General features: G+C 46.5%; 24 protein-coding genes. 10 read left to right on the forward strand and 14 right to left on the reverse strand.

Features of this window, described 5'->3' with window-relative positions:
• Nucleotide 1 precedes the first annotated feature (1 nt).
• Together D328_RS0108390 and D328_RS30205 are read left to right on the forward strand one after the other, a co-directional pair.
• Entirely contained in the window at nucleotides 2-1,369 is a 1,368-nt protein-coding gene (locus tag D328_RS0108390; protein WP_018884540.1) for a PepSY-associated TM helix domain-containing protein, read from the forward strand.
• 29 nt (nucleotides 1,370-1,398) lie between these two features.
• Nucleotides 1,399-1,878 (forward strand): FixH family protein, encoded by a 480-nt coding sequence (locus D328_RS30205; RefSeq protein ID WP_018884541.1) that lies wholly within the window; start codon nucleotides 1,399-1,401, stop codon nucleotides 1,876-1,878.
• A 58-nt stretch (nucleotides 1,879-1,936) separates the two neighbouring features.
• Here the strand turns inward: D328_RS30205 and D328_RS0108400 are convergent, their stop codons facing one another.
• Together D328_RS0108400 and D328_RS0108405 are read right to left on the reverse strand one after the other, a co-directional pair.
• Nucleotides 1,937-2,980 carry a dienelactone hydrolase family protein gene (locus D328_RS0108400; protein WP_018884542.1) on the reverse strand — a complete coding sequence of 348 codons (1,044 nt, stop codon included), beginning with the start codon at nucleotides 2,978-2,980 and terminating at the stop codon, nucleotides 1,937-1,939.
• A gap of 148 nt (nucleotides 2,981-3,128) precedes the next feature.
• Nucleotides 3,129-4,166, reverse strand: coding sequence for a glycoside hydrolase family 88 protein (locus D328_RS0108405; RefSeq protein ID WP_018884543.1), 1,038 nt, complete (start codon nucleotides 4,164-4,166; stop codon nucleotides 3,129-3,131).
• A 443-nt stretch (nucleotides 4,167-4,609) separates the two neighbouring features.
• Here D328_RS0108405 and D328_RS0108410 point away from each other — a divergent pair, with 443 nt between their 5' ends.
• A complete protein-coding gene (locus D328_RS0108410; protein ID WP_026281072.1) occupies nucleotides 4,610-5,716 on the forward strand; it encodes a sensor histidine kinase in 1,107 nt (368 codons plus the stop codon).
• A 93-nt stretch (nucleotides 5,717-5,809) separates the two neighbouring features.
• Complete coding sequence (locus D328_RS0108415; RefSeq protein ID WP_018884545.1) at nucleotides 5,810-6,415, forward strand: LysE family transporter; 606 nt, start codon at nucleotides 5,810-5,812, stop codon at nucleotides 6,413-6,415.
• A gap of 182 nt (nucleotides 6,416-6,597) precedes the next feature.
• Here the strand turns inward: D328_RS0108415 and D328_RS0108420 are convergent, their stop codons facing one another.
• The 6 genes from D328_RS0108420 to D328_RS0108445 all read right to left on the reverse strand — a co-directional run bounded on the left by D328_RS0108420 (nucleotide 6,598) and on the right by D328_RS0108445 (nucleotide 12,494).
• On the reverse strand, nucleotides 6,598-7,080 hold the full coding sequence (locus D328_RS0108420) for a hypothetical protein (RefSeq protein ID WP_018884546.1): 483 nt from the start codon (nucleotides 7,078-7,080) through the stop codon (nucleotides 6,598-6,600).
• 140 nt (nucleotides 7,081-7,220) lie between these two features.
• Nucleotides 7,221-8,678 (reverse strand): amino acid permease, encoded by a 1,458-nt coding sequence (locus tag D328_RS0108425; protein WP_018884547.1) that lies wholly within the window; start codon nucleotides 8,676-8,678, stop codon nucleotides 7,221-7,223.
• 115 nt (nucleotides 8,679-8,793) lie between these two features.
• Nucleotides 8,794-9,420, reverse strand: coding sequence for a spore coat protein (locus D328_RS0108430; RefSeq protein ID WP_018884548.1), 627 nt, complete (start codon nucleotides 9,418-9,420; stop codon nucleotides 8,794-8,796).
• A 185-nt stretch (nucleotides 9,421-9,605) separates the two neighbouring features.
• Nucleotides 9,606-10,400, reverse strand: coding sequence for an SDR family NAD(P)-dependent oxidoreductase (locus D328_RS0108435; protein ID WP_018884549.1), 795 nt, complete (start codon nucleotides 10,398-10,400; stop codon nucleotides 9,606-9,608).
• Nucleotides 10,401-10,518: 118 nt separating this feature from the next.
• Complete coding sequence (locus D328_RS0108440; RefSeq protein WP_018884550.1) at nucleotides 10,519-11,529, reverse strand: helix-turn-helix transcriptional regulator; 1,011 nt, start codon at nucleotides 11,527-11,529, stop codon at nucleotides 10,519-10,521.
• Nucleotides 11,530-11,630: 101 nt separating this feature from the next.
• Nucleotides 11,631-12,494, reverse strand: coding sequence for an MBL fold metallo-hydrolase (locus D328_RS0108445; RefSeq protein WP_018884551.1), 864 nt, complete (start codon nucleotides 12,492-12,494; stop codon nucleotides 11,631-11,633).
• 131 nt (nucleotides 12,495-12,625) lie between these two features.
• Between D328_RS0108445 and D328_RS0108450 the strand changes: the two genes are divergently transcribed.
• Nucleotides 12,626-12,982 carry an MmcQ/YjbR family DNA-binding protein gene (locus D328_RS0108450; RefSeq protein ID WP_018884552.1) on the forward strand — a complete coding sequence of 119 codons (357 nt, stop codon included), beginning with the start codon at nucleotides 12,626-12,628 and terminating at the stop codon, nucleotides 12,980-12,982.
• 18 nt (nucleotides 12,983-13,000) lie between these two features.
• Nucleotides 13,001-13,369, forward strand: a complete 369-nt coding sequence (locus D328_RS0108455) for a winged helix-turn-helix transcriptional regulator (RefSeq protein WP_018884553.1) — start codon at nucleotides 13,001-13,003, stop codon at nucleotides 13,367-13,369.
• 71 nt (nucleotides 13,370-13,440) lie between these two features.
• Here the strand turns inward: D328_RS0108455 and D328_RS0108460 are convergent, their stop codons facing one another.
• The 3 genes from D328_RS0108460 to D328_RS0108470 all read right to left on the reverse strand — a co-directional run bounded on the left by D328_RS0108460 (nucleotide 13,441) and on the right by D328_RS0108470 (nucleotide 15,766).
• On the reverse strand, nucleotides 13,441-13,977 hold the full coding sequence (locus D328_RS0108460) for an NAD(P)H-dependent oxidoreductase (protein ID WP_018884554.1): 537 nt from the start codon (nucleotides 13,975-13,977) through the stop codon (nucleotides 13,441-13,443).
• A gap of 111 nt (nucleotides 13,978-14,088) precedes the next feature.
• A complete protein-coding gene (map, locus tag D328_RS0108465) occupies nucleotides 14,089-14,835 on the reverse strand; it encodes a type I methionyl aminopeptidase (protein ID WP_018884555.1) in 747 nt (248 codons plus the stop codon).
• 58 nt (nucleotides 14,836-14,893) lie between these two features.
• A complete protein-coding gene (locus D328_RS0108470; RefSeq protein WP_018884556.1) occupies nucleotides 14,894-15,766 on the reverse strand; it encodes a LysR family transcriptional regulator in 873 nt (290 codons plus the stop codon).
• Between the two features lie 111 nt (nucleotides 15,767-15,877).
• Between D328_RS0108470 and dapA the strand changes: the two genes are divergently transcribed.
• The 4 genes from dapA to D328_RS0108490 all read left to right on the forward strand — a co-directional run bounded on the left by dapA (nucleotide 15,878) and on the right by D328_RS0108490 (nucleotide 20,501).
• Entirely contained in the window at nucleotides 15,878-16,759 is an 882-nt protein-coding gene (dapA, locus tag D328_RS0108475; protein WP_018884557.1) for a 4-hydroxy-tetrahydrodipicolinate synthase, read from the forward strand.
• Between the two features lie 402 nt (nucleotides 16,760-17,161).
• On the forward strand, nucleotides 17,162-18,046 hold the full coding sequence (locus D328_RS0108480; protein ID WP_018884558.1) for an ABC transporter permease: 885 nt from the start codon (nucleotides 17,162-17,164) through the stop codon (nucleotides 18,044-18,046).
• Between the two features lie 20 nt (nucleotides 18,047-18,066).
• Nucleotides 18,067-18,948: a carbohydrate ABC transporter permease gene (locus D328_RS0108485; RefSeq protein WP_018884559.1), complete on the forward strand. Its 882-nt coding sequence runs from the start codon at nucleotides 18,067-18,069 to the stop codon at nucleotides 18,946-18,948.
• Nucleotides 18,949-18,989: 41 nt separating this feature from the next.
• On the forward strand, nucleotides 18,990-20,501 hold the full coding sequence (locus tag D328_RS0108490) for an extracellular solute-binding protein (protein WP_018884560.1): 1,512 nt from the start codon (nucleotides 18,990-18,992) through the stop codon (nucleotides 20,499-20,501).
• Between the two features lie 182 nt (nucleotides 20,502-20,683).
• On the opposite strand, the gene D328_RS0108495 is transcribed toward D328_RS0108490, so the two are convergent.
• Genes D328_RS0108495 through D328_RS0108505 form a run of 3 tightly spaced genes read right to left on the reverse strand, consistent with a single transcriptional unit; the run spans nucleotide 20,684 to nucleotide 25,377 of the window.
• Entirely contained in the window at nucleotides 20,684-22,954 is a 2,271-nt protein-coding gene (locus D328_RS0108495) for a helix-turn-helix domain-containing protein (protein ID WP_018884561.1), read from the reverse strand.
• 49 nt (nucleotides 22,955-23,003) lie between these two features.
• Complete coding sequence (locus tag D328_RS0108500; protein WP_018884562.1) at nucleotides 23,004-24,134, reverse strand: GerAB/ArcD/ProY family transporter; 1,131 nt, start codon at nucleotides 24,132-24,134, stop codon at nucleotides 23,004-23,006.
• Nucleotides 24,135-24,162: 28 nt separating this feature from the next.
• Nucleotides 24,163-25,377, reverse strand: coding sequence for a Ger(x)C family spore germination protein (locus D328_RS0108505; protein ID WP_018884563.1), 1,215 nt, complete (start codon nucleotides 25,375-25,377; stop codon nucleotides 24,163-24,165).
• Nucleotides 25,378-25,386 lie beyond the last annotated feature (9 nt).

Genomic DNA, 25,386 nt, shown 5'->3' on the forward strand with positions numbered 1-25,386 from the left:
TATGGACAGACACAGCAGTTCCGACTCAAAGAAGCTACACAGTGGGACGATTTACCAGGCGATCTGGAGATGGCATTTATATGCAGGCATTATTTTTGCTCCCTTCATCCTGATTCTGGCGGTAACCGGCTCGGTATATCTATTCAAGCCGCAAATAGAGCAACGGATGTATCAGGATTATTATGTTGTAAAGGATGAGGGCAACAAGCTGCAGCCTTCTCAGTTGATCGACACCGTGAAGGCAGCATATCCAGAATATAACGTACTGAGATACCGTCCTGGAGAAGACGCGACCCGTTCTGCCGAAGTGAAGCTAGGGCTTGGAGATGAGAAGCTCACGATATTTGTAGACCCGTACAGCTCCACAATCATTGGCGAGCTGAATGACCGGCATCGACTAATGGATCGTATTGAGGAGTTCCATGGGGAGCTAATGCTTGGAACCGTCGGTGACCGAATTGTGGAACTGGCCGCCTGCTGGGCATTGATTCTCGTCATTACAGGCTTGTATCTGTGGATACCACGAGACTGGAAGAAATGGAAAGGTGTCTTTGTTCCCCGGATCAACACCTCAAAACGCAATCTGTTAAGAGATCTGCATGTAGTCCCTGCCTTCTGGATCTCAGCAGCCATGGTATTCCTGATCATTACAGGATTGCTCTGGTCCGGATTCTGGGGAACAAAGGTACAGACATTGGTGACGAATTCCGGACTCGGCTATCCTCCCTCCATCTGGGTTGGCAGCGCACCTTCCAGTACGTTAAAAACCAAAGACATCGCAGATGTGCCCTGGGCTGCAGAGAATCTGGATGTTCCTCTCTCCAACCCAAGTCAGGAGTACACACAGCTATCCATTAACAACGTAGTGAATACAGCTAACCAGCTACAGATCTATCCAACCTATGAGGTGATTTTCCCAAAATCCGCTGAGGGCGTGTTCACGTTATCTGTCTTCCCGCCCAAAGCAAGAGATGAGGCTACCGTCCATATCGATCAATATACGGGGGCTGTCTTGGCGGATTATCGCTATGAGCATTATGAGGTGCTTGGCAAATGGATGGCATGGGGGATTACCCTACATAAGGGATTGGAATACGGGTTGCTTAATCAATGGATCGGGCTAATCGTATGTATCGGCATCGCTGGAATTGTAATTACAGGCTTTCTGCTATGGTGGAGACGTAAGCCCAAGACACACATGGGAGCCCCTAGAGCACAAAGCTATGGAAGCATTAAAGGCATTGTAATACTGCTGATTATCTACGGGCTGCTTTTCCCGCTGGTGGGCTTGTCCCTGATCGTGGTTGCACTCCTGGATGTATTGGTCATCACCCGTTCTGCCAAGCTTAGGCAAATATTCAACTCCTAATTCATATAAGTACAAGGCGGTATTTAGAGATGAGGTTAACACAACACAGCTACTTGATTACCCTGGCATTGCTGCTGCTCTTAACGGCTTGCAGTTCTGTTAGACCAGACACAGCAGCCAAATACAAGCAAGAGAATGTGCTCGGCATTGACATTCATATCCCCTCTCCTGTCCAGTCAGGCATATCCCAAGCCTATACTGCCACCCTGACACAGGACGGGCAGGAAGTAAAGCATGCGGAGCAGGTTCATTTTTATTTTTGGAATGACGAACCTGCCGGCGAAAGCTCTTATTATCATGAAGAGGTCCTCCCCAGCTATGAAGGAGACGGAAGGTTCCGTGCAGAAGTCAGCCTGCCACAAGACGGTACGTACTTCGTCCAGGTGACCGCTTCCTCTCAGGGGTCCACCGTGATGCCAACCAAGCGGTTCACCGTAGGCGACGTAGAGCCTTCTAATCAGACAGACCAGACTCCTGTACACCCTTCTTCGCATGAAGGGCACCATTAGAAATAGCTTTCATTGAAATAGAATTTGCACTTTTATATGCTTTCAGGCCTGGATCGACCTATATCGAATGAAGCGTCTTCGCCAGCCAATCATAGGACATCCGGCCGTTATACTCATGCTTTCCTTCAAATAAATCATAGTCAAAGTGTGAGTCGGCATTCAGGCTGTCGTACAATGCACGCAAATAATGAATCGCCGTCTTCGTTGTCTCTACCGGGAATATTGGATCATGTATCCCTGCCTCTATAAAAAGCGGCCGCGGAGCGATAAGCCCCAGAACCTCCGGCATCTCTGCATGGTTCAAGAGACCTGGTATGTAATTGCATAGACAATGGCGCATGGCCAATATACTGCCACGATAGGTGTTCGGGTAGATGCCTAACACGGATGCCTTCATGCGTGAATCCAAGGCAGCAGATAAGGAAGCGACCATTCCCCCACCGGAATGTCCCATGTTACCAAGCTGATGAGCGGATACCTCAGGCCTGATGGACAGATAGTCAGCTGCTCGCCATGCTTCGGCGGCGCGTAAGCCGGCAGTTGTCTTTCCACTCATCAATAGAGCGGTTGAAAGATTGTAGCAAGAGTTCCCGAGCGAGGGGTCTTGTCTCTCATCTCGCTCCAGCATGCGATCCCCGAAGCCTACAATCTCAGGAACCAGCACGACTAAGCCTCTACGGACCAGTTCGAGTGCGATATTATCTGTCGGCTTACTGCTACTACTATCGAGCTTCGGACTGCCGTCCTTCTCTAGTCCCACTAAGGAGCGGCTTCCATATCCATGACCATGCCAGAGCAGCACACCAGGTCGGCGCTCACCTGGCTTGATCGATTGGGGAAGCATGACATATGCTGGCATTCGCAATCCATGAAGCGTAGTGAATTCTACGCGCTCCCGGACTACCTCTGGCAGTTCGACCCGTTCCAGCAGAACAGGGTCTAACCCAATATCTCCGCGCTGAGGAAGCTCGAATGCTCCCAGCAGCATCTGAAGCTTGCTCAGAATTCGTTCCCTTTGTTGAACCCATGGCTCGGTCTGCTCATCACGCCAGCTGTCTAAGGTGTTGAACAAGTGTTCGAGGTAAGCATCAGGCTTTCTCATCGTTATTCCTCCTTGTAACCGTGCTGATTCTTAAGGTTGTGGCCGGTAGGCGATCAAGCAAAGAACAGCTAATCAAAGGATCAGCTGTTTTTGTTCTACTTACATTGCTAGTTATCGCAAACCATGCGTGCTAACCTCTAGAGCTTAGTTAGATCTTGCTTACAAGCTCCTTATTCTGAATCATGGATACCAAATACGCCAGGGTCAGGCCTTGTCCCCAGCCCTGCACTCTCTTTTTGGAGATCACTTTATAGTCATCCGCTGAATACATGACGGCAGTACCTGCCGATACATTACGTACAGAGCCATCCTCATCAATATTGGCAAGAATACCCTTATAGGCTGCTCTCATATAATTCTGATGCAGTGGATGTCCGTTAATGACGATCGCAGCTGCAATACCTGCCGAAGCAGAGGTCTCCTCATAGGAAGACTCGTCATTCAATACGGTCCGCCACAGCCCATCCGGTGTCTGTAGTCGCACCAATGCACTCAGCTGGTCTCCAAGTGCACCACCAATTTGCATCCACATCGGCATGAATGGATTCAGCATCTTGTACGCCTGCGCCATAGTGTATGCCGCCCATGCATTGGCTCTGCCCCAGTAGATACCAGACAGATGGTCCTGTCTCACATTGTCCCACGCGTGGTAGAACAGATTCGTCTTCGTATCCTGTAAATATTCCTCATGCCAATAGAACTGATTCAGTGCATCGTCAATGTATTCCTTATTGTCCAGCTTGAAGCCAAGTCGGAGCAGAAAATAGGCTGCCATGAATAAAGTATCGGCCCACGCTTGCTCTGGGAAATCGTTATCTGATGAGACCGTGTGCTGGAATACACCTTCACCAAAGCGTATGGCATCCTTGCGCAGATACTCCGCTTTCATAAGCGCCAGCTCCAGATATTTTTCATCCCCCGTAGCTTCATGCAAGGTCAGCAAGGTATGTCCCATTGCACAGGAGTTGACCATCAGGGTCGGTATACCAAGCTCCAGATACTCCTCCACCCAATGAACGAGAAAATCAATGTATTCCTGGTTCCGAGTTACCTCCCAAGCTTTGCTGATCCCGTAAAAAGCCACTCCGCAGGACCAATTCCAGGTAAAATCCATGTTCATCGTTCGCCGAACTACCCGATCGATCAGTTCCATTACTTCTGCTTCATTACATTCGAATTTCTTCATATGAATCTCTCCCATCCTTGTAATGCCTCTGGTGTAAGGCTGTTCAAGCACACAAATAGTAAGCGCATTCATTATTTTGCTGAAGATAAATCGTCGTGCTCGCCAAAATCTTCTGGTCGATCCCTCTCTGCCTTAGCTTGCCGAAGGAATAGACCTCTTAGCTTTTCCCTATGTAGATCATCTACCTGATTGTATATAAAATCAAGTCTTCTTCATGTTTTCTCTGGAATTGTGCACATTTAACTCTAATATTTAATAGCTGTTCCCAATGAATTAACCCTATTATCAAGCAGCATACTGAGTAATCAAGATGTCCGACCAAACGGGTGGGCGATATATGTCTGTCGCAGACGCGGAACCACTTAAGTCCATTCGTTTAGTTGACGATATATAGTCATTGCAGCCTATACTATATAAAACCGTCTGGGGAGTTGGCTATAACATTGAATAAATTCTTACCGAAATTACGTCGAATAAGAAGTATACAAGTCAATATTTTAATTCGGATGGTGCTGAGCATCATTATTGCTACTATGATAAATAATCTGTTGATATACCTTCTACTAGAGACTTTTAATGAGCTGAATAGTAAATGGCTTTTTAACACCTTCCCTTATCTCATGACAGTTATCTTCATCATAAATGTCATTTGTATCTTTTTATTGTTGACACGCCGTATCGTAAAGGATTTGAGCAAGCTAGAGCATGGCCTTCACGTCATCTCCGAGGGCAACCTGCATTATCGGGTATCTATGAACCGTCAGGATGAGCTCGGGAGTGTCGCGCGGAATATCAATATGATGGCCGAACGATTGCAGCAGCAGATCATTAAGGAACGTGAAATGGAGACCTCCAAGATGGAGATGATTACAGGCATTTCTCATGACCTGCGCACCCCGCTTACGAGCATTATTGGGTATTTAGAGCTGTTAAGGACCAACTCCTTTCACAATGAGGATGAATATAACCGCTTCGTGCAAAATACGTACAGCAAAGCAACACACCTAAAGAAACTGCTGGATGATCTGTTTGAATACACCCGGCTGACCAGCATAGATACTCACCTGGAGCTTCAGCAAATCGATGTCCGGCAGCTGCTGGAGCAATTACTGTTTGAATTTGAACCCATCGCCCAGGAGAACGAGCTTCGTCTTGTGAAGGACATGGATCACGTGCCAGTTACCGTCTGGATTGATAGTGAAAAAATAGCCCGCGCTGTTGATAATCTGCTGATGAACGCCCTGAAATACTCAATCAAGCCCGGTACCGTTCGCATCTCACTGAAATTGGATGACCAGCATATTCATATCGAAGTTGAGAATAATGGGCATCCGCTCACGCCGGAGCAAGAACATAAGCTCTTCGAGCGTTTCTATAAAGTTGACTACTCCCGAAGCAGCGAAGGGATCCAGACAGGGACAGGATTAGGACTGTCCATAGCTAGAAATATTATTGAGCTGCATGGTGGAACGCTAATACTGGAGCACAAAGGTAATCTATTCAAATTCATACTGTCATTGCCAAGGAATGAGAATCCGGTCTTTTCCTAGCCTTGTCCTATAAAGCCCTTGCCAAGAATATGCTGTCTATAGCTATTTGAGGAGGGGAGTCATATTATTACCACATTTATAGGCCATATTTTTTTGGGTTTATCCCTTTCTGCACCCATTGGGCCGATCAATGCTGCACAATTGGACAAGGGGATTCGGGGTGGCTTTTTTCCTGCATGGTTTGTTGGATTGGGTGCCATTTGCGCAGATATCCTGCACATGCTGCTGGTTTTTTTAGGAATTATCCACCTGCTTGAGCTTCCGTTTGTGAAGGTTTTTCTGTGGTTATTTGGATGCTTTGTACTCATCTATACGGGGATAGCTAGTATGAAAAATGCGGGAGCCCTCACTGCTTCGCAGTCGAGAAGCCCTGAGTCAGGACTCTCCTGGTCATTCCTGCAGGGCTTTCTGATGTCTTTGTTCAACCCCCTCTCCATCATGTTCTGGCTTGGTATTTACGGCTCGATATTGGCCAAGAGCATGAATGAATTCTCAGTCCAACAAGTGCTATTGAACAGTGTCGCGATCGTCCTAGGCATTCTTTTATGGGATGTCGTCATGGCCACAGCGGCAAGTCTGTTCCGCAAATACCTTACTTTCGGTATTCTCAAATTCATTTCTGTCGTATCTGGTCTTTCACTCGTCGGCTTTGGAGTATATTTCGGGGGAAAAGCTATCCAGTTCCTATTCTTCACCTAGGCCTGCCTTCAACCTCATGTGTCCAAGACCTGCTACATTCCCAATTGCATGTGTATCAAAAGGCCATGCTCGAAGTGAATCACGGGCCTCGCCTCCGGTTAGTTCGAAGCGAAGTGGGTTCCCGAATGCATCGGAGACCGCATGAATTTTGGCGTTTAGTCACCTCGGGATCGTCCGATTCGCTAGAACACCAACTGAGTCAAATCCTGAACCATATAGGTGTCGCGCTTCATACTACAATCCGTCTCGATACAAGCTTCATAAGCTTGTGATGTATTAAACTCATATTCCTGTAGAGCATAATCCAAGAAATGATGTATATTGAAAGGGTCAATTACTGCTCTCGCCCTATCTATTCCGAATAAAGGGTTAATTACTGCTCCAGATTCATTCTCGTTAATCTTAGCAACATCATAAACGAGAGATCCTTTTCTCCACACAGGATGGGCTTGAGAGTATAAAAAATCAATAACCAGATTATCTGAGGCCACCCATCCATACTGCCGAAATGTAATATGCCTAAAAGTATGTTCAAAGTGGGTGTGGAGGTAAGAGGCCAGCAAATTATTGACAATAAAGCGCTTTTTACCATCTAAATTGTTGTTGTCGTTAATAAATGCTGTAAACTCTACTTCGATTTCTTTTAGAAAGATGCATACGTTCATATTTTATCTCCCATTATCTAAGATGATGCAACCTGATAGCCTGATAAGATTACTCTAATTTTTTTTGTTTATCAACAATGAATTGTAGAACACCAAAAATTTAATAAAAACTTAATATAATTAGGAAATGCTATGTCTGCTCATTTCACTCTGTTTTTGTGCAGCCGGATTCCCGTTATGCGGAGTCCGGATACTGAACCTTTTACTTTTTCCATATTGAAGCCATGTTTGGTATGAGAGCTTGGTGTCGAATCAGAGCTTAGTGCCGAATCCCCCTTCTTGCGAACTCGCTGCACCACCCAATCACTTACCGCGATTAGGGAAACAAGCACCAGACTCATATAGAACCCAGGACGGCTAAGTGCATGAAATAATGTTCCGGATACGGCCATGGCAATCAGCAAGAATCCAATCCAGCGCTTGGCCGCTCTGAATCTCTTCTTCTTCAGAAGCTTGCCTGAGGACAGCAGGATAAATGCCCAATTGTAGAGCAGCATGATCCCAGCCGCCGTCGTAATGTACTCATACACTTTCCCAGGCAGCAGGAGAGACATCACAATGGTCCCAATTAACCCACAGCCAATGAGAGATAACGCGTACAAGGGGTATTTCTTTTTCCATGTTCGGGAGAACAGGCGGGGCGCATCTCCCTCCTGTGCCAGTGTGAGCATCATGGACGTAACTGCATAGAGAGACGCTGTCATGGTAGAGAATCCGGCAACGATGAGCACACCATTGAACACGTGTGGAATAAAGGCCAACTGTTCACTACTAAGGGCCAATACGAACGGACTCTCCTTGGGATTAAATGCTTTCAAAGGGACCATCGTTAATGCCAGACCAATCGAAAGTACATATACTGCTGCCAAAGATATCAACATAACCTTCCCTGCTTTTGGGGCCTCCTCTGGTTTTTGCAATCGATAAGAAATAATACCGAGCACCTCAATGCCACCATATGCATAAAAAGCAAATAGAAAGGCAGACCACAATCCGATCGCTCCTGTCGGGAAGATCGAGGTAGCATCAAGCGGCACCTTATGATCGTACTTCGCTCCTCCAATCCACCCTGCTAACAGTGCCATGGCAAGGGCCAAGAACATGAAGATCGCAGCAATCTTGATGACGGCCAATACATTTTCAACCCGATCAAAGCCTTTATTACCAAAAAAAACGATGCAAAGTCCAACGATACCGAAGCCTGCCGCAAAGATCCATAAGGGAACCGTCGGGAACCAGAATCGGGAGAAAATGGACAAGGCTGTCAGCTGACTTCCCATGATGAGCAGCTCGGAGAACCAATAGATCCAACCACTAGCGAAGCCAGCCCACCCTCCGAATGCCTTCTTCGCATAGGAGCGAAAAGACCCTTGCTCCGGATGATCTGATGTCATTTGGGCCAGCGCATCAAAAACGATGTATGTACCCATGGCAGCAAAAACATAAGCCAGCAACACAGCGGGTCCCCCAATGGAAATCGCCAGACTGGAGCCAAGAAAATAGCCTGTTCCAATCGTACCAGCCACACCGAGAAGGCTTAATTGCCACCATTTTAATGTTCCTTCTTTGGTCGAGGAGCTCGAAGCCGCTTTACTCATTCATTTCCTTCCTTTACCGATTAATTAAGTCCTTATAATGAGAATAAAAAAGAAAGCAAGAGATGCCGGTAGTAGATCTTACCATATCTCTTGCTCTTTGTCGGAATAGCCTTGATTAGTGAGTAACGTTGCCAGGGGTCTGAGGCTGCAGTGAAGCAGGAGCAAAGCCATTTTGCATGAGCTGCATATCCTGCTGCGGCAGCTGTGGAACCTGATAGTAGCCATGCTTATTCTGATACAGTGAGATCTCATAGGCCATCTCAATACAGTTAGGCAACGAGTCTGCAAGGACACGACGAACTACCGGATTGGTTGATTCCAAAGCCGCATTGGTCTTCATTACTGCTCCGCCTTTGACGGCGTTCAGCATGCTAAAGGAAATGATCTGATCAGACACCTCAGCAGCTGATTGTATCGGCTTCTTGGGCTGACCTGGCTTCATCCCGAACACAAAATCATTGCCTTGCTTCATTTTATAGCTTTTGGTTGGCTGGGATGGGTCCAGACCTGTCTTGAAGCATTCCAAAGTGGTATTGTACTCCTCAGCCATAAATTGCATCTGGCGTTGCAGAATGTCCTGCAATTCGGGGTCCTTGACCTGCTGGCTCAGCATAGTATAAGTGTCCAATGCATGGACAGCACTCGCCAATACCTCATGAACATCAAACATCTCATGTCCACCATGATTAAGCTGTGGTGGGATTTTTCCTGTTTCAATATTCTGGTGATTTTGCATTTGCATGTTTGTGATTCCTCCTGTTATTTGTGCAATCAGCGTTTATTATCTTTCCGTCATCGTAGATTATTCAGAGGCCCATGGATTAAATCTTTCTGTGAGCTTGTGTTCGCTTCAACTTGATACAAAAGAAAACAGCAGTCTGCAGGAGGAGAGCTCCTGGACTGCTGTCATTATTAGTACAAAATAACTTAGAATATCGTAGGCACCATTCCCCCATCCATACGGATTGGGGAACCTTTGAAGGCCGAAGCGTATGGACTGCAGATGAATGTGGCGAGCCTCCCGATCTCGGAAGGTCGAATAAATCGTTGAATTTCAGATTGGGGCAATTGGGTGCTCATGAATTGCTTTTCTTTTTCCGCAAAGCTCATGTCCTGCTTGGCATAAATCCCCTCGATAATATCCTGTACATTCTCCGAAAGTGTAGGTCCTGGCATAATCGTATTAACGGTTACCTCAGTGCCTTTGGTTAATTTGGACAAGCTCTTCGACAGGGAGAGCAGCATGGATTTCGTCACAGCATACTGCGGCATTTGGCCTGATGGCATGACGGCCTCCTCGCTCGCAATAAAGATAATACGACCATCGTTTTGACTCAGCATATTCGGCAAATAGTGTCTGCATAATCCATTGGCAGCAAGCACATTCGTCTGGAAGTATTGGTTCCATACGTCATCGCTAATGTCCTCATACTGCATAATTTCATAGATCCCCATATTGTTAATCAAAATGTCAACTTGAGGATATTTTTCGAATAACTTCTTTCTCTGTTCTTCATCCACCAGATCTGCTGTAGCGTTAAGAGGAGAGGTCATCGGAAATTCCGATTGAATCTCCTGAATCGTTCTCTCTACTTCTATGTTATCACGTCCGTTGACCAATACATGTACACCTTCTCTGGCCAACTCTATAGCGATAGCTTTCCCAATTCCCTTCGTCGATCCCGTAACCAAAGCTGTCTTGTTGCGCAGCCCCATATCCATGTTCAATCATCCTTCTGCTTCACATTCTCGGCAAGCTGATTCTTCTTCGTTGTGTGAGAACCTACTTGTATCCGGTAGTGAACATATTACAGCTCCAGCGTATTATAGTAACTAGTACCTACCGCCAAAATTCTTGCTTCACACGCCAATTCGAGGGCGTCTCTCCCTCCCGCAGTCGGAAAGCCCGATAGAAGGAATTCTGATCCGCATAGCCAACGAGGAAAGCCACTTCTTTAATATCGAGGGCAGGATCTGCAAGAAGCTCTCTGGCTTGCTCATGTCTTGCATCCCCCACCAGCTGCTTGAAGCTGACTTTCTCGTCTGCAAGTCGACGCTGAAGCGTCCGCCCACTCATGCCAAGCTCTCGTGAGACTGTTTGAATGTCGGTTCGCCCCCCGGAGAGACTGCGCTTGATGAGCCATTTTACCTGCTCGCTAATAGAAGGCTTGTCCTGCTGCTCATCCAGGGATTGGTCCAGTGCTGGAGTCAGAATCGCCAACAGTTCCTCGTTATACGTAATAAACGGCTGATCTAGATGCTCGCGCTTCAGAATCAACCGATTCCCAACAGTGCCTGTCCGAATCCGGCAGCCAAAATAGGCTTCAAGCGTCACCCTGTCCCCCATGGGCTGGGAAAGCTCCACTGATAAGGCGGTTATAGCCCGCCCTGTCCCTCTGCGGCCAAGCTCTAGAAGATAGGCGAAGGTGATACCTATGAGTATAGATGGACCTGCATGATGGGGATCTAACCATCCTAGCTCAATGATACAAAGCTCACCCGACTCAGTGATCCGCAGCTTCTCTGGAGGACAGAATGGCTTGTACTGTGCCATGCGGTTCAGTGCATCCCGATAATCACGGGCATGATAAGTCGCCAGGGCAGCTGGAGGATAATGTGCTGCTTCGAAGGCCGTAGCTAGGCTGATGATACCACGGGCCGTATCTCCCATAAGGTCTGAATAAGCTCGCCAAATTGCAAAATATTGAGCTGTCGTTACGACAGGCTCTGAAATGACCGTAAGCGGGAGTCCTGCTTGAAGAGCAATATCCTGCGGTGTGATATTGAATTGACGCAACCCAGACCAGAAACCCGGCACGATTTTGATATGGTCCGCAGCATGGAACTTCACTGCCATCCCCCCTGTACTCTATATGTATTTCATTGTCTATAATGCACTATACGACAAAAAACCGCCACATTGGCGGTTCTTCACAGTCAGATGCATCATCATTAATTTTGTTCATTCAAGCCTGCTATAAAATAATCAACGCTCTCGATCAAATCTGGTGGCAGCTCTTGTAATCTCAGACTAGCTGTCAGCTCTTGTAAGAGCTTGTCCCGATCCCCACCAATAAGATCGACGGTATGAGCAAGCTGCTCCCATGGGGCCAGATCCGCCCGAAAATCTGAATTACTCATCGGTCTGCCATGAGATTCCACATACCAGCTTGCATCATAAGCATAAGCCAGCCCAAGGAGTCTTAGAAACTCTGTAGAGCGGTAACGCCGTGGCCCACCATAAATTGCTGGAGCAAGTGCATCCCCCAGGAAGAGCACGTTATCCTCCAGTACGTGGAGAAAACAGGAATCTTCGGAATGATCCCCACCCACATGAACTAGCTCGCATGTTACGTCGCCCAACTCCAGCTTCAGTCTTTCTGAGAAATGTATATCTGGAGCTATCACTCGGACCTGGGCTGGGTCATCATATTCGAGGCGAATGTGACTCGCACTTTCGTCATTAATCGTGCCATCAGCTATCAGTGTCTCCAGCGTGGACTCCGACCAAGTCAGATCGGCCAGCCGTGTCAGCATCTCACTGGTTCTAGTGTGGGCAATCGCTGGGATATCCCATGCATGCATCCCAAAGCTATGATCCCAGTGCCAATGAGTCAATACCAGGATATCCGGTTCTCGAATTCCTCTTCTCTCTAGCTCAGCCTTGAAAGCATTGGCATGCTCAAGAGAATTGCCAGCGTCCAGCAGCAGTGTCCGACGCGAGCCTGTAATTGCAGCCAGAATAGGTCGATCTGTTTCATGCTCGGCATGCATGATGATAATATGTGGTGTAAGCTGTTCAAATTGATGCTTCATTTCCACAATTCCTCTCTTTCAAAACTGTCTACTATATTATATCAATATTCTCTGGGTTTCAGAATCCTATGCACAACTGATATGATATGAGCAAGTAGACAAGAATTTTTGTGCTGTGGAGGTAACTAATCATGACAAGAGATAACATTATAGAATATTGTCTGTCCTACCCGGGTTCCTATCAAGATTTTCCGTTCGGTGAGGATTGGGTAGTCATACGTCATCGTGGGAATAACAAGTCCTTTGCTCTTATATTTCAGCGTGAAGGGCATCTATGTGTCAATCTAAAATGCGAGCCTAGTCGTGCTGACTTCCTTCGTGGTCTATTCAAGGAAGTGAAGCCCGGCTATCATATGAACAAAGAGCACTGGAATACCGTCATCCTAGATGGTGAGCTCCCAGAGCAGGAAATACACGATATGGTAAGGCATAGCTTTGAACTAACTAAGCCTAAAATCCCCAAAAGACAGGCACTAAAAAATTCTTAATAGAAAGGGGTGCTATCTATGCAGTCAGAAAGCTGTGTTCCTTCAGGACTCCATGCAGAAGAAACAGGTTTTGGGTACACTTTATCATTGATCGGCGGCAAGTACAAAATGACAATACTATACTGGCTGGTTGAAAATAACGTCATGAGGTTCAATGAGCTAAAACGAAATATTGGCATCATCTCATTTAAGACCTTGAGCGTCATGCTGAAGGAGCTGGAAGCCGACGGGCTGATTATTCGAACCGAATATCCACAAATTCCTCCCAAAGTGGAGTACTCTCTTTCTGAGCGCGGACGATCCCTGATTCCGATCTTGGACATGATGTGTGAATGGGGAGAAAAGAATCGTTCGTTGAACAACCTTCATTCAAAGAGTGCACGCTAAGTAAAAGACTCCAATCCTGTAATGGTATTGGAGTCTTTTACTTAATACAAATATTCATTGCACCTTATCATTTAGAGATTGTTCAGGAAACGAATATATTCCTCCGCATTTGCTGCAACTTCGCTGGATGTCGTGCCCTTCTCCGTGCCATAGAAGGCAAAGAAAGATTTATAATCGGCTTTACAATAATCAGCTGTCATTTGAAAAGGCAATAGTATCTGTTCAAGCGAATAACCGTACCTGCCATCCGCATGATAGTCATCCTTCTCGATACCAGCTGTTACAGCGAGGGCCAATTTTCGGTCTGTGAGCTTATTTCCTTCGGAACCATAGGCCCAGCCATATGTGAGCACCTCATCCTGCCATTTCTTCAGGAGTGGGGGACTGCTGAACCAGTATATCGGAAATTGAAGCACAAGATTGCCGTGAGCCTCAATCCGTCGCTGCTCCTCTTCCACATCCAGATGACCGTCAGGATACTCCTTATACAGATCATGTATGGTATATTGCTCCGGGTACTTGGCCAATTCCTCCATCCATCGTTTATTAATAACTGAGGTGTCCAGATTAGGGTGAGCCACAATGACAAGTGTTTTCGATGTATGCAAAATATGTTCCTCCTTCCATGTGTTCACCCTGAGTATACCCGTTCAAATCATGTCCCGTAAGTACGCACTTTTAGTCTAGCTACTAACCTTTAGGTAAGTATGGAGGCGAAGTTATAACATCGTCAAAATCTGTGGCCCGTGGTCAGTAATCGCAACCGTATGCTCATATTGGACACAAATCGAACGGTCAATGGTACGGGTAGTCCAACCATCCCTCTCCACGTAGGAGCGCCAATCACCCAAGGTTAGCAAGGGCTCAATGGCAAGCACCATCCCTTTCACAAGGAGGACTCCACTGCCTTTGGTGCCGTAGTGTGGCACTGTGGGCTCCTCCCATAGCTCCCTTCCGATGGCATGACCAGTGAAATCGCGCACATTACCATAACCAAATCGCTGGACATAGCTATCAATAGCATAGCCAATATCCCCGATACGGTTGCCTGCGAATGCTTGCTCAATACCGAGTAGTAGGCTTTGATGGCACACCTTCATGAGCTGCTCAATATCCGGAGAGACAGTTCCTACCGTATAGGTCCATCCTGAGTCTCCGTGAAAGCCTTGGTAGAAGGCACCGATATCAATAGTAATGACATCCCCATCCTTGAGGGGAACCGAGTCGGGGAACCCATGGCAGATCACATCATTCTTGGCCGTGCAAATGGAGGCGGGGAAGCCCTGATGCCCTTTAAAGCTAGGAGCAGCCCCCCTTGAACGTATTTTCTCCTCCACTAATCTGTCGATCTCAATCGTTGTAACTCCAGGCTTAACCAACTCTCCAAGAAAGGCATGACATTCGGCAACGATACGTCCTGCCTCCCTCATCAACTCGATTTCCTGATCCGTTTTTACAATGATCATGCCTTGATCTCCTTGCTAGAATAGGTTCGATGAAATCGGGACAACTCACACCAAATCACTACACTCTAAGGCTATCCATAAAAAAGCGCAGAGCATTGGATACCCACTTCTTCGGATGAAGTACAAGCTGAATCTCCAGCTTGAGCTCTGGATGGTGAAGAGGAAGTACCGTTAGCTCCCCGCGCTCAATCTCTTCCAAGGCTGCCATCTGTGGCAAAATCGATATGCCCTCACCGTTCTTGATGCTTCGCTTGATCGCCTCCGGATTCCCAAGCTCAAGTCCGACACGATAAGAAATCCCGTTCGTGCGAAGCAATCTCTCCAGCAGCTGTCTATAATTGCAGGTATGCTCTGGCAAGATCCACTCCGTATCCTCCAGATCAGCGAGCTCAATTCGTTCCTGCTGAATCAGCGGATGATTAGGATGAACAATGAGTACAAGCGGTTCCTCCCGAATCGTAATCCAATGGAGGGCTGGATCACTGGAATCATCGGCAAGGATAAGTCCTACGTCCGCTTCTCCCTCTCTCACTTGATGCAGGATCAACTCCTCGCGATCCGTATTTAATCGTATATTTAGCTCTGGATACTCCTTGCGAGTAGACTGCATATATGCAGGTAAGAAATACGAAGCAATGGAGTCCATCGTGCCGATCGTCATCGAGCCACCGCCCTGCTTGGCCATCTTCTCCTTGGATTGCTCGAAGAGCTCCAGCATTTGTCCGGCCAGCTTGAAGAGCTCCTCTCCTGCAGAGGTTAGACGGATCTTGTTGTTGCTGTAGCGCTCGAATAGCTTGACTTGATAGGCCTTCTCCAGCTTCTGGATCTGCGTCGTGACGCTGGATTGCGCGTAGCCCAGCACTTCCGCAGCCCTTGTAAAGCTCTCCCGTATGGCCACTTCCCGAAAAGTCTGCAGATAAATAAAATCCAATGTAGCCACCCCATCGAAAATATTGATTATAATGATCGTTTATTATAGATAACTCTGATGTTATTACCTATGGTACATTAGATTTACCATATTGGAAAGGGATTACTAATCATGATGAATGAACAACAGATTCATGGGATTTTCATACCGGTGATCACACCGTTCTCACTCGACCACAAGCTGGATTGCGAATCATATCGAAAGTACGTTACCCATCTGGCAAGCCATGACATTCAAGGACTTGTCGTAAACGGCACGACAGGCGAGTCGCCAACCGTCTCCTGGGACGAAGTGAAGCAGCTGGTTCAGATCACGCAGGAAGTGCTCGCAAGTATGAACAAGACGATTCCCATTGTCGTTGGTACGGGAACCAACGATACGTATTCAACAGTTCATCGGACTGAAATGGCAGCTGAACTAGGTGCAGATGCAGCCATGGTAGTTACTCCTTATTACAATCGACCAACACAAGAAGGTATTGTAGAACATTTTCGCACCGTGTCCCGTGCTGGCTTGCCTGTATTGGTCTATGAGATTCCAGCTCGTACGGGGAGTCGCATGACACTCGATACTCTGCGGAAAGTGCTGGATCTGGAAGGCGTAATCGGACTTAAGGACAGCTCGGGTGGCCTTGATCTCCTCCTGCAATTGACTCAGTATGAGACAAAGCCTATCCTGTGCGGTGAAGATGCATACTTCCATGCTATGCTATGCCAAGGAGCTGCTGGAGGCATGCTTGCTTCCGCACACATTAACCTTCAGAAATATGTAGACATCTATCAGCGTTTTGTAGCTGGCGATGTGAACGGATCACGGGACAGCTTCAGACTACTGGAGCCAGTCATTCAGCAAGTATTCTCAGAGCCAGCACCGGCTCCAATCAAGTGGTGGCTTACCCAACAACAGATCATTGCCACAGATCAACTGCGCTTGCCGCTGCTGCCTGCATCGGACAAGGTCAAGCAAGGACTTATAGCGTCCATTCCATCTTAATTACTGGGCTCCTCCTGGACCAGACTATGCAAGACACATGAATACACTTATTAGGAAGAAGCATCTCCAGCTAGGGAGACGCTTCTTTTTTCATTTAGTTGCTCACTTTCTGATATCTCTGCCCTACTTCCTTCCGTTACTCCATTTTCACCCTTAACAGCAACCATTGAATACCAATGCAACTAATGACTGCTCCGCATGATTGGCGCCTTAATCACGAATTATCTGCTACGTCCACAATCAGGGACTATCGACGGCAATTCGCCCCCGCCACTAAGATACAGCTATGGATTGAATTCCAATTGAAGCTGAAGGCGAAAGGAATGTGATGACATGCCAAGAAATGCGAATATGCAGTCACTCAGGTACCCTGTTTCCAGAGCCCCCACGAGATTAGGACGAATGATAAGAAATCGCTGGCTTTATTTGATGCTTCTCCCGGGACTATTGTATTTTCTCATTTTTAAATATTGGCCAATGTATGGGGTTCTCATTGCATTTAAAGACTATCAGCCCTTCCTTGGCTTCTGGGAGAGCCCATTTGTAGGCTTGAAGCATTTTGAACGTTTCTTTCATGATCCGAATTTTGTGGTTCTTTTTCGCAACACATTAGTGCTAGCCATGCTCAACATTTTGTTTTTCTTCCCCCTCCCGATTGTTATAGCACTGATGCTGAACGAGCTTCGCTACCACCTGTTCAAACGAACCATTCAGACTCTGGTCTATATTCCTCATTTCATGTCCTGGGTCGTTGTCGTCGGAATTGCTTATATTTTCTTGACCACTGAAGGTGGTATTGTGAATGATCTTCTGGTGTACTTTGGCTGGGAGAAGATCAACTTTCTCGCGAGCAATGACTGGTTTCGGACCATCGTGACCGCTGAAGTCATTTGGAAAGAGACAGGTTGGGGTACGATTATTTTCCTTGCTGCCCTTGCTGGAGTTGATCCGCAGCTATATGAAGCGGCACGCATGGATGGAGCAAATCGGCTTCGCCAGCTATGGCATATCACGCTACCTGCCATCCGCAGCACCATCATAATCTTGTTGATCCTTCGGCTCGGACATTTCCTGGATACAGGCTTTGAACAGATTTTCCTCATGCTTAATGCAATGAACCGTGATGTCGGAGAGGTATTTGATACTTACGTCTATTCCGTCGGCATTAGCCAGGGGCAATATAGCTTCAGTACGGCTGTTGGCTTGTTCAAGTCACTCGTTGGTCTAGTGCTGGTCGTCGTAGCCAACCATTTAGCCAAGAAATTCGGTGAAGAAGGAATCTATTAGGGAAGGAGCGTGTACGGGAAATGTCGATCAGACCCAGCAAGGGAAGCCGAATTTTTGACTACTTAAACATCACATTATTGAGTGCATTCGCTCTGCTCACCGTGCTTCCTTTCATTTACGTGATTGCCGGTTCTTTTGCTACGCAGAAGGAGCTGTTAACACGTGGATTCATTTTATTCCCTACAGAATTTACACTGGATGCATACAAATACATTTTCTCTACCCCGACACTTGTCAAAAGCTTGTTCGTTACCATCTACATTACGCTATTCGGCACACTCATCAACATCTTTCTCACCTGCCTGATGGCGTATCCGCTAGCCCGCAAGGACATGGATTTTCGCCGCCCCATCCTGATGCTCATTGTATTCACCATGCTATTTAGTGGCGGGATGATTCCAACCTTCCTCGTGGTCAAGCAACTGGGAATGATCAATACGTATTGGTCCCTGCTCATTCCAGGAGCGATCAGTGCCTTTAACCTGATTATCATCCGCAACTTTTTCCAGCAACTACCGGAAAGCCTGGAGGAATCTGCTAAGATAGATGGGTGTAACGATCTGAGTGTGTTTTTCCGAATTGTAATCCCTTTATCCATGCCAGCCATTGCTACCTTCTCATTGTTTTATGCTGTAGGCCACTGGAATACTTATTTTAACGCTGTCCTGTATATCAACGATAATACGAAATGGCCGATTCAGGTGCTTTTGCGACAGTTCGTAATTCTGGCTTCTGGTGGAATCGGAGACTCTACCGCAATGGAAGCAGATTATGTTGCACCACCTGAGCAGTCACTGAAAATGGCCGTCATCGTCGTGTCTACCTTACCAATTTTGCTGGTCTATCCATTTTTGCAAAAGCATTTTGCCAAAGGCGTACTGCTCGGATCAGTAAAAGGCTGACAACCCTATAAATAACGATTCTTAATAGAGGAGGATCATCAATGAAGAGACAACCTTGGACAACGTGGTTCGCCACAGGAGCTGCGCTCGTCTCGCTAAGCCTGATCATGACCGCCTGTGTCGGGAGTAATAATCAAGCCTCGCAAGGAGCCAGCCCAGGCAGCACTGAAGGAAGACTGACGCTATCCATGATGCTGCCTACCTATAATGCGGAGCAAATGCCTGAGAGCAGCTCCATTCTTGCGCAGCTTGAGGAGAAGACCAATACAGACCTATCCGTGTCATGGGTCCCCTCCTCGTCTTATACGGATAAACTAAGTGCCACAGTAGCCTCTGGTGAGCTTCCAAAAGCATTCGTTGCCTTGGAGCCTAAGGCCTCCTTCATCATTAATGCCGCCCGTTCGGGAATGTTCTGGGAAGTCGGCCCGTATCTGAGCAGCTACCCGAATCTTAGTAAGATGTCGGATGTCGTATTGAACAATGTTTCCATCGACGGCAAAATATACGGTCTATACCGGGAGCGGGACCTGGCACGCTTCGGATTAATGATACGTCAGGACTGGTTGGATCATCTTGGGCTAGAGCCACCCAAGAACCTCGATGAGCTGTACGAAGTTCTGAAAGCGTTTGCCAACCAGGACCCTGATCAAAACGGACGCCAGGATACAGTTGGACTCGCTGTTGGCATGCAAGGCAATAACATTGCTGGCTTTAAGGATATCCTGGTGTACATGGGAGGTCCGAATGAATGGGAGCTGAAAGATGGTCAGATGATTCCTGCTCACATGACGGAGGCATACATGGACACCCTGAAGTTCTATAAGAGGCTATATGATGAGAAGCTGATTAACCAGGACTTCGCACTAGTGCAGGATGGCCGCACGGTCATGTACAAAGGCAAGGCTGGTCTTTGGATCGACAATATGATTGACGGTAAAAATATTGAGGAAAACATCAAAAAGGTCGTACCGGAAGCCAAGATTGATCTAATTAACCGGATTGCAGGGCCAAACGGCGACGCTACTCGCGCTGGAGCGGGCTTTCTGGGCATGTATATGATCCCAAAAACCAGTGTCAAAACGGAGGAAGAGCTTAAGCATATCCTCTCCTATTTCGACAAGGTATCCGAGAAGGAAATTCAGAATCTGCTGAAGTATGGCGTTGAGGGTATGCAATATACGTTGGAGAGTGGACAATACGTACAGAGCACGGATGCCAAGGCGCGGGCTGAGATGACGGACAGCAGCCAGTTCATGATCTTGCAAAATGAGATCGAGAACTATGGCACTGAGCTGGAGCAGCTTAGTACGGAGCTATTCAAGGACAATGCCACCTTCGCCACTCCCAATCCGGCAGCCCCTTTCATCTCGAACACGGCTATAGAGCTCGGAAATGAGCTGAATAAGATTATTCAGGATGCGACCGTCAAATTCATTATGGGTACAGCTAGTGAGCAGGAGTGGCAACAGGCAGTAGATAAGTGGCTGCAAGGCGGTGGAAGCAAAATCATTGAGGAGATCAATGCCGAATATGCCAAGACAGGAAAGTCATAACCTATGTGTTCTATATCTTGTGCCATGTAATCCTCTGAGTACACGTTAAATTGTCATAGTCAGGTATAACCTAGTCAAGAATAATACGACCTTCGTAGCACGGGATGCCACACCCCATAGGAACAATGCTCGTGTTGCTCTCTCCTATGGGGTATGGTAATCGCTACAGGCCACCCTATGAGCTACAATCCTTCCCGATATTTACCGGGTGTCGTTCCCATGATTTTGCGAAATGAGCGAATGAAATTGGCAGAATTGTTATATTGCAATCGCTCAGCGATCTCAGCGATCTTCATATCGGTCTCCTTGAGCCAGACTTTCGCCATCTCCATGCGGTAAGATGTGAGATACTCGCCAAAATTCACGCCGGTCTCCTGACGGAAGACACGGCTCACGTAGTGCGGATGATAATGAATCCGGGAGGAGCAATACTCCAGCGTCAGCTCCGTATCGAACTCCCGATGAATCATGTCGATAATGCTCTCCGAAATTTGCTTAAATTGATGACTTCGTCTGCTCTCAAGCTCCAGGGTGTAAGGCTGCACGAATAACGACCAGAACCATTGTTCCATCTCCCGGGTATTGCGAAGCCTGAACAATTCATGGACTAGTAGGGCTTCATCCTCCCCTATTCGTTCCATTGGGAGCGATAGCTCTTGGCCAAATTTTAGAAAGCTCACCAGTAGACGCAGCAGCGACAAATGATAATCCTGAAAGGGCGCATGTGCCAAGAAAAGTGCTTCAATGAAATGCTTCAGCTCCACCTCAGCTAGTGATAAATCCCCAGACCGGACTGCATCGAATAAGGACTGCTCTTTATCTCGCGGAAAAAGACTCAGATCACCCTTCTGCGGCTGTACATCTTCAATAAACAAAATCGTCTGTTCCCCAAGACCTGCGCTGAATTTCAAAGCGGTTGTAGACTCATACATAGCCTGCTGTGCTGCAGAGAACATGTAGAATGGACGGCTAATACCGATACTTACACTAATATTCAAATACTGAGATATTGCGGCCTGAATTGCAGAGGACATCTTAAATAGCTGTGCCTTTAGCATCTCTCCCTGTTGATCTGTCCCGATCAAGGTTACTTGGCTATCTGTACGAACTACAGGGAGAAGCCTCTGCTCAGCGGGGACGAGCTCTTCCACCATATTATTGATAGCGAACATGAGCAAATCTCGATTCCCTTCTTCATAACGGGTATCCTCAAGGGTGTCAATCTGAATGGCAAGCAGGCTCATGGTCGGCCACGGACACTTCCATCCATACCAGCTCAGTTTTTCCACAAAATCATCATTGCTGATCTCTCCTGAGAACAGCTTATGCATGAAAAATTCCTTCAATTGCGTCTGCTGTCCCTGAAGCTCATTAGTAATCCGCGATTGATTGCGAAGCAGGAAATGAACACGTTCTCCAATAGCCTGCAGCTCACCCACAGACTCCTTCGGATCAGCTGTCACCGCTACATCGGCAAGTGCGGTGTTAATCGCACGAATAGGACTGTACATCCTTCTGGAGCCAATCCACGCCAGAATTAACGTGATGAGCAAAATGAGAAAGCATACAAGAAGCGTCATCCAGCCAATCATTTGATTCTGTTCATTGACCTGCTCGTTCGAAGCTACGGAAACGTAGATCCAGCCATTATAAGAGGATTTGCGATAGGTGATAGTTACGGTCTCCCCTTTTTGCTTGGTCACGTACTGCCCTGTACTAGCAGTTGCTTCCTTGAGAGGCTGTAAAGAAGGCTCACCGGATAGGCTGTGTCCTGGTACACTTCCATCATCACGCTGATGAAGCAGTTTAAATTCATGGTCCATAATGAAAGCGTTTCCTAATTTGTTGTCCTGAAGAGACAATCTTCTTGCGATCGCGTCAGGAGATAACGCAACACTGATGATGCCTTTGGGGTTAGCCGCATTAAAGGGGTATTTCTTCACAAAAAAGACGGATTCACTCGTATGTGAAGTACTGTTCTTATCCCTGATCCAGAAGGAGCCTGTCTGTTCACGGGCGAAGCTTTCCATCTGTGGCATGAAACCGGGCGAGCTATATTCATTAATCCCAGTGCCTGATACCATCCACTCCCTACTAAGACTGACCAGGTAGATTTCCTTAATACCCAGCTCGTAAGTCTGGATCGTGGCGATCCCTTTATATAATTCATGAACCATTTCAAAATCCTGATTCGTAATTTCCTTATTAAAGGCATGGCTCACGACCGAGGACTGTAAAAACTGTGTTGCTGAGTTATCAATGGTCCTGAGCATCTGCTCGACTCCCATCTGTGTCTGCTGCAACAGCAGCTCATTTCCTCGGTTCACATTTTTCTGTACAGTCAAAGAGGAATTGTAATAAGACAAGGCACCTAGTACGATGACTGGAAGAGTGCCTAATACCACAGAGAATAGCAATAGCTTCCATAGGTAGGAAAGAGAACGTAATTTCATAATGCCTCCAATTCTCTTGACGTAGTTTTCAGTCGAACCTTTAACATATTTATATGCGGTTATATCGCTCTCCTCCTGTTTTTTGTGAGGATTGTGACCTTTTCCCCTTGCGTAGTAGCATAACTAGCACAAGTAACAGAGGTACCAGGATTTGAAAGAATGGTGCTATCCATGTAACGGATACGTTCAACCCTAACCATATATACTCTGCATACGTAGGCGATAGAAACGATAATAAGTAAATAGCTAGACCTGTGGGAACTACGAGACTTTTATATCTAGCATTGGAAATTCGACTTAAGCCTGTGACAGCACCGATATAGAAAGCAGCCATTTTGACACCAAGTCCTAGGAAAAAAACTAGGGCAAACAGAGCATCCATTCTCTCCAAAATCCCAGTGAGTCGGATGAGCTGCACGGTCTCCAGCAATGGGTTTGTCGCATTAGCAGCAATCGGGACTCCAAGTACAAAAATAGGAATCTGATTAAAGATAGTCAGTATAATGCATACGACACAATACCAGCTTAACAGAGACTTATTAAACCTCGAGTTGTAATCAGAGAGCTTGAAAAAGGTCAAGAACAGAACCACCTGTCCAAAGGGAAAGGAGACTATTTCCGGGAAAGCAGCTTTCCAAACTGGTTTTATGCCGTTTTCGAGTACCGGCCGAATATTCTCGATGTGTAACAAACCTGTGGTTACGATCAATAACAACAATGAAATGTAGCCGAACACAAAAACAGGAAAAAGGATGGTGCACGCTCTCATAAGCACCTCAGGTCCATATCTAGCTGTATTCCCTACAACCACGATAGCAATGAACATAATAAAGGCAATGGGAGTCCTGTTCAACAAAGTAAGCTCCGTTACTTCTCCCATATCCCGCAAATTGCGTGAAGCTTCGTACAGGAAATACACTGCGAATAGGAAACCCAACATCCTTCCAGGGATTTTCCCCATATAATATTGTAAAAGCTCATATAGGTCTCTGCCTCGATCCAAATGATGTATCCAGAGATATATCATTAATAGGATAAATCCGATAACAGAGCCAATTAACATAGCCAGCCAAGCATCCTGTTTTGCGCTCCCACCTAATAAAAACAAAGTAGTGCTTCCTACTTCAAATAGAGCAAATGTGATTACCAGATCGGATAGCTGTGGGGTCAGTTTACTCAAGTCCGTTCTCCCTCAATGATGAATTTTTTCACTCTAGACTTCGAAATGAGTTCTGAAACATTCCCGGTCGTTTTATTGTCACATTAACCTGAACATTCAGATCCATGTTCTTGAACTCTTTCCCCCAATCATTTTCGATTTCTTTCCAGTGCTTGGGATGCTCACGATGGATAATATCAGCAAATCCGCCCAAGTCTGTCCCAAGCTGCTGCATCACTTCCCAACTCGCACGAATTTCGTCTCCAATTTTCTTTGCTGCCTGAGCCTCTATTTGCTTGACCACAGTCACCTGGGATAGATTCAACTTGGAGCCAGATTCGCTTATATTCGCCTTTGTTTTGACTTGAACATTCATTATGTAGCTGTATCCTTTTTTTATCAGTTGAAGTCTAGTCTTGGAGTTTAGAACAGTAAGAGAGATGTCCTGTCTAGGTTTCTCCTTTGAGGAAGATAAGGTTAAGACCGTTCCATTCACTTTATTTGTGAGCCAGCTGAGTCCTCTGCTCTCATTCTGATTCATATATCCGACGAGGCGGTCGTTTTGAATGATAGCTAGCTCAGAAATTCGAACTCTTTGTGATGGAGTAACTTCTTTGTAGATATCCAGTGATTCCAGCTTTTTTTCATTTTCGGACTCTGTACCAGATATTGTAACCATGGGTATACCGATAGCTTTTGCGTCAGAATTCATTTTATAGGCATAGTCAAATACAGTTACAGGTGGAAAAATAGACGCAATTCTTTTCTCTTTAATTAGAATCTGCGCAAGGCTTGAACCCGGTATCTTCTCAGGTGGGATCAGCTTGCGTAAAATACTGTCAGCTTTCTTATCTGTCAGAAGCAGCCACACTGTTTCACGCGACTCCGTGTTGCGCATATAGTTGTCGATGAGTTGAGCAATTCCTTTCTCCATCGCCTCTTTCCCAACGATAACTACGTTGTTATGTGCAAAATATAACCTCCGGGGATTATCCAGGTTACTTAAGCTGGCAGCTTCCGTAATAGTACTGCCTTTTACAGAGAATACATTTACCGCAGGTTGGGAAGAGCCTGAACCGCCTCCTGTATTGGAGGTGATGGAAGAAGGCACGATGACTTGGTATGTAGCTAACCAATCATTCCCTTCCCGATCAAATCCAGTAGCCGACGTAATTCCAATCTCATTGAGCTCCGTTCGATTCCAACATCCTGGAAGAATGAATATCAGAATAACTGAAACACAAAGTTTACTGATTTTATGCACCCATTCCCC

It is taken from the genome of Paenibacillus massiliensis 2301065 = DSM 16942, assembly GCF_000377505.1.
Lineage (GTDB): Bacteria > Bacillota > Bacilli > Paenibacillales > Paenibacillaceae > Paenibacillus > Paenibacillus massiliensis.

What these genes read in the sequence shown, in the direction of transcription:
- D328_RS0108400 (WP_018884542.1), bottom strand. Translation starts at nt 2,980, where the DNA reads ATGAGAAAGCCTGATGCTTACCTCGAACACTTGTTCAACACCTTAGAC.
- D328_RS0108445 (WP_018884551.1), bottom strand. Translation starts at nt 12,494, where the DNA reads ATGAAGCATCAATTTGAACAGCTTACACCACATATTATCATCATGCAT.
- D328_RS0108425 (WP_018884547.1), bottom strand. Translation starts at nt 8,678, where the DNA reads ATGAGTAAAGCGGCTTCGAGCTCCTCGACCAAAGAAGGAACATTAAAA.
- D328_RS0108390 (WP_018884540.1), top strand. Translation starts at nt 2, where the DNA reads ATGGACAGACACAGCAGTTCCGACTCAAAGAAGCTACACAGTGGGACG.
- D328_RS0108480 (WP_018884558.1), top strand. Translation starts at nt 17,162, where the DNA reads ATGATAAGAAATCGCTGGCTTTATTTGATGCTTCTCCCGGGACTATTG.
- D328_RS0108430 (WP_018884548.1), bottom strand. Translation starts at nt 9,420, where the DNA reads ATGCAAATGCAAAATCACCAGAATATTGAAACAGGAAAAATCCCACCA.
- dapA (WP_018884557.1), top strand. Translation starts at nt 15,878, where the DNA reads ATGATGAATGAACAACAGATTCATGGGATTTTCATACCGGTGATCACA.
- D328_RS30205 (WP_018884541.1), top strand. Translation starts at nt 1,399, where the DNA reads ATGAGGTTAACACAACACAGCTACTTGATTACCCTGGCATTGCTGCTG.
- D328_RS0108450 (WP_018884552.1), top strand. Translation starts at nt 12,626, where the DNA reads ATGACAAGAGATAACATTATAGAATATTGTCTGTCCTACCCGGGTTCC.
- D328_RS0108435 (WP_018884549.1), bottom strand. Translation starts at nt 10,400, where the DNA reads ATGGATATGGGGCTGCGCAACAAGACAGCTTTGGTTACGGGATCGACG.
- D328_RS0108455 (WP_018884553.1), top strand. Translation starts at nt 13,001, where the DNA reads ATGCAGTCAGAAAGCTGTGTTCCTTCAGGACTCCATGCAGAAGAAACA.
- D328_RS0108420 (WP_018884546.1), bottom strand. Translation starts at nt 7,080, where the DNA reads ATGAACGTATGCATCTTTCTAAAAGAAATCGAAGTAGAGTTTACAGCA.
- map (WP_018884555.1), bottom strand. Translation starts at nt 14,835, where the DNA reads ATGATCATTGTAAAAACGGATCAGGAAATCGAGTTGATGAGGGAGGCA.
- D328_RS0108485 (WP_018884559.1), top strand. Translation starts at nt 18,067, where the DNA reads ATGTCGATCAGACCCAGCAAGGGAAGCCGAATTTTTGACTACTTAAAC.
- D328_RS0108495 (WP_018884561.1), bottom strand. Translation starts at nt 22,954, where the DNA reads ATGAAATTACGTTCTCTTTCCTACCTATGGAAGCTATTGCTATTCTCT.
- D328_RS0108405 (WP_018884543.1), bottom strand. Translation starts at nt 4,166, where the DNA reads ATGAAGAAATTCGAATGTAATGAAGCAGAAGTAATGGAACTGATCGAT.
- D328_RS0108490 (WP_018884560.1), top strand. Translation starts at nt 18,990, where the DNA reads ATGAAGAGACAACCTTGGACAACGTGGTTCGCCACAGGAGCTGCGCTC.